Annotated in this window: 12 protein-coding genes; 3 read left to right on the top strand and 9 right to left on the bottom strand. The window is 56.7% G+C overall.

The features are described 5' to 3' along the window. Positions 1-3: 3 nt before the first annotated feature. Positions 4-1356: a cobyrinate a,c-diamide synthase gene (locus NTH01S_RS01455; RefSeq protein ID WP_245642049.1), complete on the bottom strand. Its 1353-nt coding sequence runs from the start codon at positions 1354-1356 to the stop codon at positions 4-6. Positions 1357-1427: 71 nt separating this feature from the next. Here NTH01S_RS01455 and NTH01S_RS01450 point away from each other — a divergent pair, with 71 nt between their 5' ends. Continuing rightward, a complete protein-coding gene (locus NTH01S_RS01450; RefSeq protein ID WP_068168299.1) occupies positions 1428-2522 on the top strand; it encodes a cobalt-precorrin-5B (C(1))-methyltransferase in 1095 nt (364 codons plus the stop codon). Positions 2523-2548: 26 nt separating this feature from the next. Next, entirely contained in the window at positions 2549-2926 is a 378-nt protein-coding gene (locus NTH01S_RS01445) for a hypothetical protein (RefSeq protein WP_157070825.1), read from the top strand. 12 nt (positions 2927-2938) lie between these two features. Here the strand turns inward: NTH01S_RS01445 and cobM are convergent, their stop codons facing one another. The 3 genes from cobM to NTH01S_RS01430 are packed head-to-tail and all read right to left on the bottom strand — an operon-like array spanning position 2939 to position 5295. Further along, a complete protein-coding gene (gene cobM, locus NTH01S_RS01440; RefSeq protein WP_068168294.1) occupies positions 2939-3697 on the bottom strand; it encodes a precorrin-4 C(11)-methyltransferase in 759 nt (252 codons plus the stop codon). Between the two features lie 3 nt (positions 3698-3700). Then, the gene (locus NTH01S_RS01435) at positions 3701-4078 is read right to left on the bottom strand and encodes a cobalamin biosynthesis protein (protein ID WP_068168291.1); all 378 of its coding nucleotides are present in this window, start codon (positions 4076-4078) and stop codon (positions 3701-3703) included. Beyond that, complete coding sequence (locus tag NTH01S_RS01430) at positions 4075-5295, bottom strand: bifunctional cobalt-precorrin-7 (C(5))-methyltransferase/cobalt-precorrin-6B (C(15))-methyltransferase (RefSeq protein ID WP_068168287.1); 1221 nt, start codon at positions 5293-5295, stop codon at positions 4075-4077. The genes NTH01S_RS01435 and NTH01S_RS01430 overlap by 4 nt, the downstream gene beginning before the upstream one ends. A gap of 32 nt (positions 5296-5327) precedes the next feature. Here NTH01S_RS01430 and NTH01S_RS01425 point away from each other — a divergent pair, with 32 nt between their 5' ends. Next, positions 5328-6062: a cobalt-precorrin-6A reductase gene (locus tag NTH01S_RS01425; RefSeq protein WP_068168284.1), complete on the top strand. Its 735-nt coding sequence runs from the start codon at positions 5328-5330 to the stop codon at positions 6060-6062. Positions 6063-6242: 180 nt separating this feature from the next. Here the strand turns inward: NTH01S_RS01425 and cobJ are convergent, their stop codons facing one another. The 5 genes from cobJ to cobN are packed head-to-tail and all read right to left on the bottom strand — an operon-like array spanning position 6243 to position 12933. Then, positions 6243-6992 carry a precorrin-3B C(17)-methyltransferase gene (cobJ, locus tag NTH01S_RS01420; RefSeq protein ID WP_068168282.1) on the bottom strand — a complete coding sequence of 250 codons (750 nt, stop codon included), beginning with the start codon at positions 6990-6992 and terminating at the stop codon, positions 6243-6245. Next, positions 6989-7711, bottom strand: a complete 723-nt coding sequence (locus NTH01S_RS01415) for a precorrin-2 C(20)-methyltransferase (RefSeq protein ID WP_068168279.1) — start codon at positions 7709-7711, stop codon at positions 6989-6991. The genes cobJ and NTH01S_RS01415 overlap by 4 nt, the downstream gene beginning before the upstream one ends. Further along, a complete protein-coding gene (locus tag NTH01S_RS01410) occupies positions 7711-8364 on the bottom strand; it encodes a precorrin-8X methylmutase (protein WP_068168275.1) in 654 nt (217 codons plus the stop codon). The genes NTH01S_RS01415 and NTH01S_RS01410 overlap by 1 nt, the downstream gene beginning before the upstream one ends. Beyond that, positions 8348-9568 (bottom strand): hypothetical protein, encoded by a 1221-nt coding sequence (locus NTH01S_RS01405; RefSeq protein ID WP_068168272.1) that lies wholly within the window; start codon positions 9566-9568, stop codon positions 8348-8350. Before NTH01S_RS01405 ends, NTH01S_RS01410 begins: the two co-directional genes overlap by 17 nt. After that, on the bottom strand, positions 9568-12933 hold the full coding sequence (gene cobN / locus NTH01S_RS01400; RefSeq protein WP_068168268.1) for a cobaltochelatase subunit CobN: 3366 nt from the start codon (positions 12931-12933) through the stop codon (positions 9568-9570). Before cobN ends, NTH01S_RS01405 begins: the two co-directional genes overlap by 1 nt. Positions 12934-12939 lie beyond the last annotated feature (6 nt).

Raw genomic sequence — 12939 nt, 5'->3', positions numbered from 1 at the left:
TCTTTACGCTCCCTCTTTCTGCGCCATAACATGAAAAAATGACCCGGAGACAAAACCACGTCGCCCGCCGGCCATACCCAGATCCTGCTCTAAACCATCACGTAAATCCGCCAATGGTTCATCATGCCCGGCCTCAACGACGCGTGCATAATGAAACTCATGGCCACGAAACACGGTACCTGCCCGCCCCAAAGCCGTATCGCCCCGTAATGTCGCTTCCCGATACCCTAAATTCATCTTCCTTTTGGCAAAGCTCGTTTCATGGCTCAACAGTCCCAGCATCTCATGCCGTTCACCCGCTTGATCGACCAGACCCGCTCCCAACACCATAAAGCCCCCACACTCACCATGAACATAACGAGAACATGAGAAGAACTTCATAGCTTTCTTGAACCCATCCGCCGCAGCCAACCGCCCAGCATGAAGCTCCGGATACCCACCCGGTAACCAACAGACATCACAGGATTCATCCGGCCCTTCATCAGCCAGAGGTGAAAACGGTACGAACTCAGCACCCGCACGGCGCCACCCTTGCGCCAAATGCCCATATAAAAACGAAAATGCCGTATCTTCCGCCACAGCAATCCGCTGACCCGGGGGCACAACCGGCACACATTCAGACAAACCTACCGACAGCACCAACGGAGCAGCACCCGCCACGACCCGATCAAGGTCCACGCCTGCCTCAATCCGTTGCGCCAAATCTGCCAACAAAGCCGGTAGCGCTTCTTGTTCACGCGCTTGAACCAACCCTAAATGCCGCTCAGGCAATGCTAACTCTGCATCACGCCGTACTACGCCCATCACAGGCAAACCCGTTGCCTCAATAGCCTGCTTTGCCATGCGCTCATGCCGATCTGAAGCAACACGGTTCAGCACAACGCCCATAACCTGCACGCCGGGCTCTAACGTTGCAAAACCATGCGCTACCGCCGCAGCAGACTGCCCTTGCCCAGAAACATCCAACACCAACAACACCGGAATACCAAACCGCCGCGCAATATCCGCAGGTGAACCCCGCGCCCCTTCAGGCCCCATCAACCCATCAAAGAGGCCCATAGCAGACTCAATAAGCAACAACTCCGCACCATCCGCAGCCTCGGCCAATAACGCCGTCAATACCGCCTCAGACATCGCCCAACTGTCCAAATTGAGGCTAACAGACCCCGTCACCACCTCATGAAAAGCCGGATCAATATAATCCGGCCCTGTCTTCGCCGCACGCACCCGCACGCCACGCGCTCGCAATGCCGCCAAAATCCCCAACGTCACCGTCGTTTTACCACTGCCTGAACGCGGTGCCGCAATCATAACCGCTCTCGGCGTTGCCCCTGATGCTCTGCCCTCTGTCTGCATTGGCGTTATCATCGGCATTTTACACCAATGTCCCTCTCGCTTTTCGTCCTAATCCCGCTAGGGTATAGCGCATGATCACACCGTCTCCACAACTGCGCAAAGGCTGGACCACCGGCAGCTGCGCAACTGCCGCCGCAAAAGCCGCATGGGCAGCGTTGTGCCACGGTCACTTTCCTGACCCCGTCACCATTACCCTACCCAATGGCCGCCAAACTGCCTTCAGCTTGGCGCAACAGACCATCAACACACATAGTGCTACAGCCAGCGTCGTCAAAGATGCCGGAGATGACCCTGACGTTACACATGGTGCGCTTATTCAAGTCCATGTCAAACGCCTTCCCCCCGGTTCGGGCCTTGTTTTTAAAGCTGGACCGGGCGTCGGCACCATCACGCGCCCCGGCCTGCCACTCCCTATTGGGGAACCGGCGATTAACCCCGTCCCACGCCAAATGATCCACACCGCGCTGCACGAAATCTCACACAGCGTCGATGCTGAAATAACGATCTCCATCGAAAATGGTGAGGAACTCGCAAAAAAGACCCTCAACGCCCGCCTTGGCATTATCGGAGGCCTGTCTATTTTAGGCACAACCGGCGTGGTTATTCCCTTCTCATGCGCGGCATGGATTGATTCCATCCGCCGCGGGATAGACGTCGCCCGTGCGCTGAACCTGCCGCACATCGCTGCCAGCACGGGGCATACCTCTGAAAAAGCCGTGCAAGCCCATTATAACCTGCCCGATACCGCCTTGATTGATATGGGGGACTTCGCAGGGGGCGTACTGAAATATCTCCGCACACACCCCGTCCCACGCCTCACCATCGCAGGTGGCGTGGCAAAGATGGCTAAACTGGGCCAAGGGCGCCTCGATTTACACTCCAAGCGCGGCCTAACCGACATGCCCGCACTCGCTGAACTCGCAAAACAACACGGCGCTTCAAACACCCTAACCCAAGCCATTAGCACCGCAGAAAGCGTCGCCCAAGCCATGCTCCTTGCTGAAGAGGAACAGTTCGCCTTAGGCGATAGTATTGCTAAGAGCGCTTATGAGACAGCGCGTAGTGTTCTGGATGATGAAAGAAAACAAAACACACCGATTAAAATTGATATTATTGTTTTTAATCGTCTTGGATATAAATGTGGAACATCCTACAAATCCCTATAAAATCGAAACATCTCGGAGACTACTTCATGAGCAAAGAAACTGTACTATCTGATCATAAATATGTTCTAATCATGGCTGAAACTTGCTCTGACCCTGTATACGATATAGAAGGAATCAGTGCCTGCATTGAAGAACTGCCTGTCAGTAAAGACTTGGAAAAGCGCCTTATGGATTGGGGCAAACACTACGACAACTATGATACTGACCACCCAGAAGATTACCCTTTCTTTGATATGTATGCCTTTTGCGCTGAGGGCTACGCCCTTGCACAAGAGGTCAAAAAAGAATTACCTGACTGGACCGTCGTTTTCTACGATGAGGGCAAGCGCATGTACCACAATGGCGAAAGATGGAAATATAGTTACGGCATGAGGCCCGATGAGTGTCTATCTGAAATATATTAGATGATTAGACCATCACTCCCGCCCCCGAAACCTACGCTGATACTCGGGATCATACAACGCACTCTCCCGAAAATCCTCTCCCCCCAAAGCCGGACCAACCATCACCAAAGCCGTACGCTCAATCGGGTTCGCAACCAAGGCATCGAGCAACGTACCCAGCGTCGCCTTCAAACATAGCTCATCCGGCCACGTCGCCCTTGCCACCACAGCAACCGGGCAATCCACACCATAAAATGGGAGCAATGTCTCAACGATCTGCTCTGCGGCATGAATAGCCAGATGCAGCGCCAAGGTCGCTCCCGTTGCAGCATAAGCAGCCAACTGTTCCCCCGCAGGCATAGCCGATGCTCGGCCACTCACCCGCGTCAGCACCACAGTTTGCGCCACACCCGGCACCGTTAATTCACGCCCCAAGGCCGAAGCCGCCGCCGCAAAAGCCGGAACACCCGGCGTCATCGTCCAAGGAATGCCCAGCCGATCTAAACGCCGTATCTGCTCCGCCACAGCGCTATAAACGGATAAATCCCCCGAATGTAGCCGCGCAACATCTTCCCCCGCGTCATGGGCCTTGCGGTATTCTGCTTCAATATCATCCAACGATAACGGCGCCGTATCCACCAAACGCGCACCATCCGGGCAATGCTCCAACATCGCTTTCGGCACGATAGAGCCCGCATATAAACACACAGGGGAAGCCGCCAATAAATCCCGTCCACGCAACGTCAATAAATCCTCAGCACCCGGCCCCGCACCAATAAAATGTACCGTCATACTCTAATCTCCACCACTCACCGCCACCGCACAGGTTACATTCCGCCCAACCTGCTTTGGCACTACAATCGTACTACCCACACCCGCACCAGCCAAGGCACACCCCTCAGCAACAGACGAAAACCCCACCGCCACCTGCGCGCGTGCAGAATGGCTCATACAATCCTTCTGCCGCTCCGCCAAAGCCTCCGCCGCAATCCATGCAATTTCCAGCCCCAATACCTCGGCAGCATGTAAAATACCAATCTCACCAGAGCGAAACACAGGCACCGCCAAACGCCTCACACCAGCCGGCAGAACAGCGCGCAGTAAAGCAACAATATCATCCGCCCCTACACCCGGCCGCGCTCCGAGCCCCGCAACATAATGCCCCTCTTTCACGGTACCCCATCCGGCACCGTCACCGCATATTGCGTCACCCGCATCGCGGGCCGGAACGCATGCAAACCACCCACGCTGTCCAAACGCTCAACACCAATGCGCGTCAACATGCCGCCATGCTGAGCATATTCCGCATTCAAGACTTGCTCGCCTTCCAGCGTCACAGAATTGGCCACAATACGCCCCCCCGGCCGGACCAATGTACGCATAGCCGGGAACATACCTTCCGCAGCCAAACCACCGCCCACAAACACAACATCAGGCCGCACCGATAGCGCCCAAACACTCTCCGGCATTTCCCCCACCACCACCTCAAGCCTTGGCACACCGAGAGCTTGAGCATTACGGATAATCCGCTTTGCACGTTCTGGGTTACGCTCAACAGCAATCGCTTTATTCGCCGGATGCCGCAGCAACCACTCAATGGCGATAGAACCAGAACCTGCCCCAACATCCAGCAGCGTCTCCCCCGCACGTGGTGCCAAAGTCGACAACGTCACAGCCCGAATTTCACGCTTCGTCATCTGCCCATCATGCTCAAACAACGCATCCTCTAGGCCCGATGAGAGCGGCATAATCTGCACCCCTGCATCAGCAACGACCTCCAGCGCAATGAGATTCAACGCCTCAACATCACCCCATTCTGACGCCGCAAACCCTTCATGCACACATTCCGCTTCACTACCCAAACGCTCCAACACACTCATGGGCGATAAACCGAACCCATGCCCCGCCAACCACTTGGCCAAATGCTGCGGCGTTGTGCCATCAGCCGATAACACCAGCAGCTTTGCACCTGGCTGCAAATGTGGGCGTATCGTCGTCAAGGGCCGCCCGCACAAGGAAACAACCCGCGCCTCCTGCACGGCCCAACCCAACAGAGAACACGCTAAAGAAACGGACGATACCGCCGGAAAACACGCCATTTCTCCATACGGCACCTGCCGCGCCAAAACAGAGCCTACCCCATAAAAAAATGGATCACCGGAGGCCAAAACAACAACACGCTGCCCACGGGCCTCCAAAACACGCGCAACTCCGGCGGAAAATGGTGTGCCCCATGGTTCCGCACGCCCCTTCAACACAGAAGCCGCTAACGCCAAATGCCGCTCACCACCAAAAATCACCTCTGCCTGTACCAAAGCAGCCCGCGCCACCCCCGAAAGCCCCTCGACACCGTCTTCACCTATGCCGATAACACTTAACCACTGGGTCATGCTGCCCTCTCACGTCTTAAGGAGCCGTTATAATGAACGTTTTGATCCTCGGCGGCACCACAGAAGCGCGTGAACTCGCAACCCTTCTGAGCACCCACCCGAACATAACGCCAATCTTTTCTCTGGCCGGCGTGACCAGCCATCCCATCCTGCCCCAATGCACCATTCGTTCTGGCGGGTTCGGCGGGATTAACGGCCTGAAACACTATCTGCACACAGAAAACATCCATGCGGTTGTGGATGCCACACACCCCTTCGCAGTACAAATGGGGCATAACGCCGCTTCTGCCTGCGCCTCGCTCTCCGTGCCACTGCTCCGGCTAGAACGTCCAGCATGGTCCCCCTACCCGGGAGACCACTGGATCCACGCACAAAACCTCAACCACGCAGCCCAACTTCTCGGCAGCACACCAAAGCGCGTGTTCCTCACTACGGGCCGCAAAGACTTAAGCGCTTTCCGTGCCGATACAGCGCATCATTACATTATCCGCAGCATTGACCCGCCAAGCATAGATGAATGCCCACAAAACCATACCTTACTCATCAACCGCCCGCCTTTCTCCCTCGAAAGCGAACACGCTTTGATGTCCTCTCACAAGATAGACATCCTCATCACTAAAAATGCAGGATCAGCGTCCACCGCAGCCAAACTCACGGCCGCACGCCACCTCAAAATCCCCGTCATCATGGTCCAACGCCCAGTGCGACCATTACTCACCTGCGCAGCGACACCAGAAGCCGCACGTCTTTGGCTTGAAACGCTCTAGTCCCTACACCTAAAATATCAGCGCAACTGAACCAGCCCCATAGGCAAAATTCATCTCCGCTTTATTCAAGACCATCATCACCATGCGCTGCAAAACGCTCTGCGGCCACATCCTTCACAACCGCCATCACGCAAACATTCACCATCAAAAAGCTAGACTCTCTGCGTAAAAAGCACCGCATCACACAGGCACATAACGCGGCGTATAAACCCAGTCCTCATGTCCTCTCCGAACAATACGGCGCGTCAGAACCGAGCCAATCAGCACCAACGTGCTCATATCCACCTTTTCCGCATCCGCTCCGGCCAAATTCGTGATCAACACCCGCTCATCAGCACGCCCAACCGCCCGTGCAAATACAACCGGCACATCCCCCGGCAAGACACACGATAGCTCTTCCAACGCTTTCCCTAACTGCCAAGGCCGAGCCTTAGAGCGTGGGTTATACAGCGCCATCACAAACCCAGCTTCCGCCGCCAAGCGCAAACGGCGCAGCACCACATCCCAAGGCTTCAAATTATCGGATAGGGAGAGCACACAAAAATCGCCCCCCAATGGCGCACCAATCCGTGCAGCCGCCGCCAAAACAGCCGAAAGCCCAGGCACCACACGAATATCTAGTGTCCGCCACTGCTCAGGCCCCGCCTCAACCGCCTCAAAGACAGCACTAGCCATGCCGAAAACCCCGGCATCCCCACCAGAGACCACTGCCACACGCCGCCCATTTTCAGCTAACGTCAAAGCATGCCGCGCACGGTCCAACTCCACCCGATTATCCGAACCATGACGCTGAACGGCCTCCGGCAAAGCCAAACGCTCTACATACGGCCCATAACCAATAACATCGGTAATTCCGTCTAAGGCCGCATCCACTTCAGGCGTCCGCTGCGCTTCATTTCCCGGGCCAAGCCCTACAATAACAAGGCTCATCGTACGCCTTTCCGCCCCGGTAATAATGCTAAGGAGAAATAGGGCGCATCTTCCGCCATCTCAGCCAATTTGAGCACACGCCCACTCTCTTGCGTGCCACGCTCCACGTAAAGCGCGTTATCCAGCCGTCCAGCCTGCGCCAAAGCTCGCTTTAATTTCGGTAGATTACGCCCCAACTTCATCACAACAGCCGCATCACTGCGCTGCAACCACTCCTGCAATGCCCCTTCCGGCATCGTCGCAGGAAGCACACACAACACATCATCGCCATGGCAAATCGGGGCCTGCGCCATGCTCCAACATCCATTCATCGCCATAATACCGGGCACAATGTCACACGGCACATCTTCTGCCAGACGATCAAACACATACATGGCGGAGCCATATAAAAACGGATCCCCCTCACACAACAACACAACATTGCGCCCAGCACTGACCTCGGCCCGCACTTGCTCCGCACAGTGGTCATAAAACCGCGCCATCTCTGCATGATAAGACGCCTCACACACAGAACGTTCCGTCGTGAAGGGATAAGCAAACCGTAACTCATCCATCCCCGGAATAATCTGCCCATCCGCAATACGCCGTGCATGCCCCATACGATCATGCCGGCAAAAATACGCAATAACAGAGGCCTCACGAATATACCGCGCGGCCTTCAGCGTCAGTAATTCCGGGTCCCCGGGGCCAACCCCAACAATACGCAACATGCCAGACATTACTCGACTTCACTCGCCAACGCATTCAACGTTGCCGCTGCCATCGCACTCCCGCCCAAACGCCCATGCACCACAATAAACGGAATATCGCCAAACGCCTCTAGCGCCTCTTTCGACTCCATTGCTCCCACAAAACCAACAGGCATACCAATCACCGCGGCAGGCCGTGGCCCGCCCGCTTTGATCTGCTCCAACAAATAAAACAGCGCCGTCGGAGCATTACCAATCGCAACGACCGCCCCCTCTAAACGATCACCCCAAAAATCCAACGCTGCTGCGGAACGCGTATTGCCAATTTCTGCTGCCCGAGCCGGTGTCTGCGGATCACGCAACGTACAAATCACCTCATTATCCGCAGGCAAACGCGCGCGTGTCACCCCATGCGCCACCATCATAGAATCACATAAAATCGGCTTTCCCGCACGCAATGCAGCACGCGCAGAGGCCACGAGATCAGCACTCATCGCCACATGCTGCGCAACAGACACCATTCCACAGGCATGAATAATCCGCACAACAACTGGCGCCTGCTCCGCAGAAAATGCACTTAAATCCGCTTCCGCTCGGATCGTCGCAAAAGACTGCGCGTAAATTTCCGCGCCATTACGAATATAATCATACATAGCAGGATGCCCCTTAGGAGATGTCGTCATGCAGGGTGTCCTCTTTCCAAATTTGCGCCAAAACATCACCCACACCTGACGGCCTAACCCCTTGGGCCATAGCCTCATCGCGTGCGCGCCCGTTTAGCACTACGTCATAATAATCTTCTCCATGCGTCACCAACGTCACGTCAGCCACACGCGGATAGGCACAGCCCTTCACACATCCGGAAACATGGAGCAACCGCCCTTCTGGTACCAAAGGGGCCATACCCAAAGCAATATCACGCGTTTCATCACCCGCATGCGCACACCCCAAGGCCCCGATACACGCCTTCACACGCAACCTTGGGTCATCCACCTGCATAATCAGCCACGACTCATGAGATAAAACCTCAGCCAGCTTCTGAGGCATAACCATCCCCCGAAACGGCGTAACCCGCACGCGCTCACCCTGCATCTTGTGCACCATCATGGCATCCGCCACGCGCGCCAAGTCATCACCCTGCATACGACCTAAAACAACCCCTGCCCCCCACATACCGTGCGACAAAGCTCCCACAAGCATAGAACCACTGGACTGCGCCGGAATATTCTCCCACCCCAAATCTGGAAAACACGCACAAAATGCCTCAACCAACCGCGATGGCCGCGCCAAATCTGCATCCGTTGCCACACGTTCCAAAAGCAGTGCCATAGCCCGCAATGCCTCTGCCTCATTGAGGGGCACACTCATCTGATGGCCACACACCACCCGCCATTCCGCACCATCAGCCCATAAAGAAAGCTCTGCTGCCAGCACCCCACACGGCACAACACCACCGCCTTCTACCGCCACTGAAAACTTAGGATGCAACCCCGCCATACATGGCTCATCACGTATAAAATCAGCCACTGCCTGCGCGAGGGCCATCGTCCTTGGATGCTCCGTTGGGTCTAACCCAGCTAAAGGTGCCACCATCACAATGCGCCGTTTCTCCAAAGCCGGATCACTCTCCACCAAACCGGCATCACGCGCAAAATTTTGCGCCTCCGCAAGGCTCTCTGCTGCAAACCCACGGAGTTGCACATTGCCCCGGTTTGTCAGTTCAATGCAGCCATTGCCAAAACGCTGCCCCAATACCGCAAGATCACGCAGGCCAAACGCGTCAAAGCCTCGTAATGGTGAACGCACACGCACCAACAGCCCATCTTTCGCCTGCATTGGCGCAAAAACATCCGGGCACCAGCCTTTGACCTGCGGCGCACGCCCCATCACGCCTCTCCTGCCAATGCCGCATGCACGCTATTCACCCGCGGATGCCACAAGCCCCGCCGAACCATTTCATCCATTCGCCGCCGCATCGCCTCGCGCGCATCCGGGTTGTGCTCCTGCAAAAACGCATCACAGGCGGTATCCCCCAATGTCGCAGCAAAAACCAGATCAAACTGCCGATCAAACCGCCCCGGCAGAAGCGCTGCAAACCCACATAATGCCTCAACCCCGCGCGAGATCTCACCCGCGCCCCGGTAACCGTGACGCTGCATCCCCTCTAACCAGCGCTGATTAACCAAACGGCCTCGCACCACACGCGCCACTTCCGCCTCAAGATCACGAAGGCGCAAACTCGTTGCCGTGCTCTCCCCATGCCAAATGCGTGGTGCACCGCCTAAACGCTCCGCCGCCGCCGCCAGCCCGGCTTCATGCGCGGCATAATCCGCCGTTTCCAGAAGATCGACCTCAGCATGATCTTGCACATGCAAAACTGCTTCTGCTTTGCGCAACCGCTCCGACAAGACCGCCTGATCCCGCACGCCGTCACGTCCCTGACCGTAGGTCCAGTCATTCCCGGCTAAATACGCATCCCCCAGCATCTCACGGCTCACCCACTCGCCGGTGCGGAGCATTGCCTCTAATCCGGTCCCATACCCCCCTGGTGCCACACCAAAGATACGCGCCGTTGCTTTATGCCGCTCTTGAGGCTCCAAGCCCTGCACGGAGTAAGCGAGAGGGTTTTCTTCACCTTCACCCTCACGGGCAGAAACAGCCTGCACAGCCTGATCAAACAGCGCGATCTGCGCCGGAAAAGCATCCCGAAACAACCCGGAAATCCGCAGCGTTACATCCACCCGTGGCCGCCCTAACACCGCCATAGGCAAAACTGCCACGCCCGACACGCGCCCACTGCCAGCATCCCACTCCGGCTCAACCCCCATCAACAACAGCGCCAAAGCCAGATCTTCTCCCCCCGTCCGTAACGAGGCTGATCCCCACACATCTAACACTAACTGCGTGAGCGGCTCACCTTCTTCCTGCTCATGGCGCTCCAGCAATTCCTGCACCTGTACACGCGCCAAAGCCACTGCTGATGGCGTGGGAATGGCCCTCGGGTCGACCGTACTTAAATTACGTCCCGTCGGTAAAACATCAAACCGCCCCCGGCTCGGCGCACCCGCTGGACCCGGCTCAACAAATGCACCTTCCAACCCCGCCAACAATGAGCGCATTTCCTGCTCGGCGGACCAGCGCAAACGCTCCAGCACCGTCTCTTCCGAGACACCACATATCTGCGCCATACCCTCCACCAACGCCTCAGCCTTAGGCGCGACTTGGCCAAAAATATGCAGCCCATCACGAATTTGCAGGTCTTTAACGTCACACAGATAGGAATCCAGCCGCGCTAGAGCGGCATCCTCATCATCCTGCCCAGCCCGAACACCACTTTCCGCCAACAACCCGGCCGCTTCCGCTTTGCGGAAAATCTCCCCGCGCAACAACGCACTACGCCTACGGTCCAGCCCATCCGCCTCCGCATACTCATCAATTAAACGCTCAATCTCAACAACGGCCAGTGCGTCACCACGCTCCTCGCTGCTTCCTGCTTGCGTGAATGGTGGCGTCATATGCCCAATCGTCACCGCCCCAAGCCGCCGCTTTGCCGCCGCCGCTTCACCCGGATTATTCACAATGAACGGATACAACACCGGCACCCCACGCATCAGCACAGACGGCGCACAGCCCTCGGACAACGCAACAGCCTTACCCGGCAGCCACTCCGTAGTACCATGCGTCCCCATATGCACCACCGCATGCACGTCTTGAACACTGCGTAACCACACATAAAACCCGATATATGCGTGCGCTGGCGCCACATCAGGGTCATGATACTGCGCCTTACGATCCTGCAGCGCGCCACGCTCCGGCTGCAAGGCCACCACCACATGCCCAAAGCGCAAAAACCGTGCCGTAATCGGACCCGTCGGCACACCCCATAGATCCACAACAGCTTCACGAAACGCAACCGGCAGAGCCTCAAATGCTGCGCGATACGCCTCTGCCGAATAAATAACCTCCGCCGTCACACCATCCGCGGCCCGCCCTAAGGCACAGGCCAAAGCATCAGCATCAGGCAGCACATCACCCAGCATGTATCCTTCATGCTTCAATGTCTTCAGCAGCTCGACCAAGCTCGCAAAGCTATCCAGCCCCACCGCATGCCCTGCTTGCCCTTCAACATCCACCGCACCGGGATAATCAGACAGCACAATCGCCACGCGCCGCTCCGCCCGCTGCGTTTGCTGTAACGCCATCCACCGCTCAGCCTGCTGCACAACCTGCCCAATCCCCGCAGCATGTGCCTCACGCCGTGCCGGTGCCCCCAGCTCATTCTCAGCCTTAAACGAAATCGGCGCGCTACACAGACGGCCATCCAACTCGGGCAACGCCACCTGCATGGCCAGATCTGCCTGCCCTAAACCTCGGCTACTTTCACCCCACGCTTTCAACGTGCTCCCCGGCTGTAACGCCTGAAGCACCGGCACTTTCGCCACATCTAACGGAGAAGGTGAATCCGCCTCGCGTGCGGCAAATAACGTCGCATTCACCACAATCTGCGGCTGAAACTCCCGCAAACGATTTTCGACCCACCGCCCGGCGTCCTTATTACGCAAAGACGCTGCATAGAGCGCTTCAACCCGTATCTGACGCTCAGCAAAAGCCTCCACCAACGCATCAATCGGCGCACAGTCAGACGCCAAAACATGTGCCCGATAGAACACAACCGATACACGCCCAACGGCACCCTCAGCAGGCCCGTCCACCCGATACACACCCGCAGGCGGCAAAGGGACAGGTTCAGCCCCATCATCCTGGCCATACCCGGCCAACACCCCCATAAGACGCAAAGATGCGCTTAAATTCTCCGGCCCCGCTTCACGTAAAAACCCGGCCAAACGCCGATGAATATCCACATCGACCGTGGACCAGTCCTGTAAGCGCCCATCGTCTCGTGCATCCCCCGGCAAAAGCACCAACGGAATACCACGCGCCCGGCACGCATTACGGACTTCCTCGGCACCATAACGCCAGTAATCCACCCCACCCAAAAGGCGGATCACCACACAGCGAGACTGCTCAAGCGTTTGCTCAATATAGAGATCTGCAGACATCGGGTGCCTTAGCCGCGCCAGATTCATCAGGCGCAGCGTAAAGCCCCCGTCCATCGCCGCATATGCGCGCTCCAGCCCCAGAAGGTCACTATCCGAAAAAGACAGCACAACCACATCTGCTGGCGGATGATTATATTCCTCCGCCACAGCCTGATCATCAATTCCGTGACGTTCACGCGCAATGATATGCACGATACT

This window comes from Neokomagataea thailandica NBRC 106555 (assembly GCF_001598495.1).
In the GTDB taxonomy this organism is placed as follows: domain Bacteria; phylum Pseudomonadota; class Alphaproteobacteria; order Acetobacterales; family Acetobacteraceae; genus Gluconobacter; species Gluconobacter thailandicus_A.
Note: the sequence above shows the minus strand (reverse complement) of the source record. Positions and strands in the feature narration are given on the sequence as shown.

Coding starts and splice junctions, on each gene's coding strand:
- cobJ (WP_068168282.1), bottom strand. CDS start 6,992: ATGAGCCTTGTTATTGTAGGGCTTGGCCCGGGAAATGAAGCGCAGCGG.
- NTH01S_RS01410 (WP_068168275.1), bottom strand. CDS start 8,364: ATGACGACATCTCCTAAGGGGCATCCTGCTATGTATGATTATATTCGT.
- NTH01S_RS01405 (WP_068168272.1), bottom strand. CDS start 9,568: ATGGGGCGTGCGCCGCAGGTCAAAGGCTGGTGCCCGGATGTTTTTGCG.
- cobM (WP_068168294.1), bottom strand. CDS start 3,697: ATGACGGTACATTTTATTGGTGCGGGGCCGGGTGCTGAGGATTTATTG.
- NTH01S_RS01455 (WP_245642049.1), bottom strand. CDS start 1,356: ATGCAGACAGAGGGCAGAGCATCAGGGGCAACGCCGAGAGCGGTTATG.
- NTH01S_RS01415 (WP_068168279.1), bottom strand. CDS start 7,711: ATGTCTGGCATGTTGCGTATTGTTGGGGTTGGCCCCGGGGACCCGGAA.
- NTH01S_RS01425 (WP_068168284.1), top strand. CDS start 5,328: ATGAACGTTTTGATCCTCGGCGGCACCACAGAAGCGCGTGAACTCGCA.
- NTH01S_RS01445 (WP_157070825.1), top strand. CDS start 2,549: ATGAGCAAAGAAACTGTACTATCTGATCATAAATATGTTCTAATCATG.
- NTH01S_RS01450 (WP_068168299.1), top strand. CDS start 1,428: ATGATCACACCGTCTCCACAACTGCGCAAAGGCTGGACCACCGGCAGC.
- NTH01S_RS01430 (WP_068168287.1), bottom strand. CDS start 5,295: ATGACCCAGTGGTTAAGTGTTATCGGCATAGGTGAAGACGGTGTCGAG.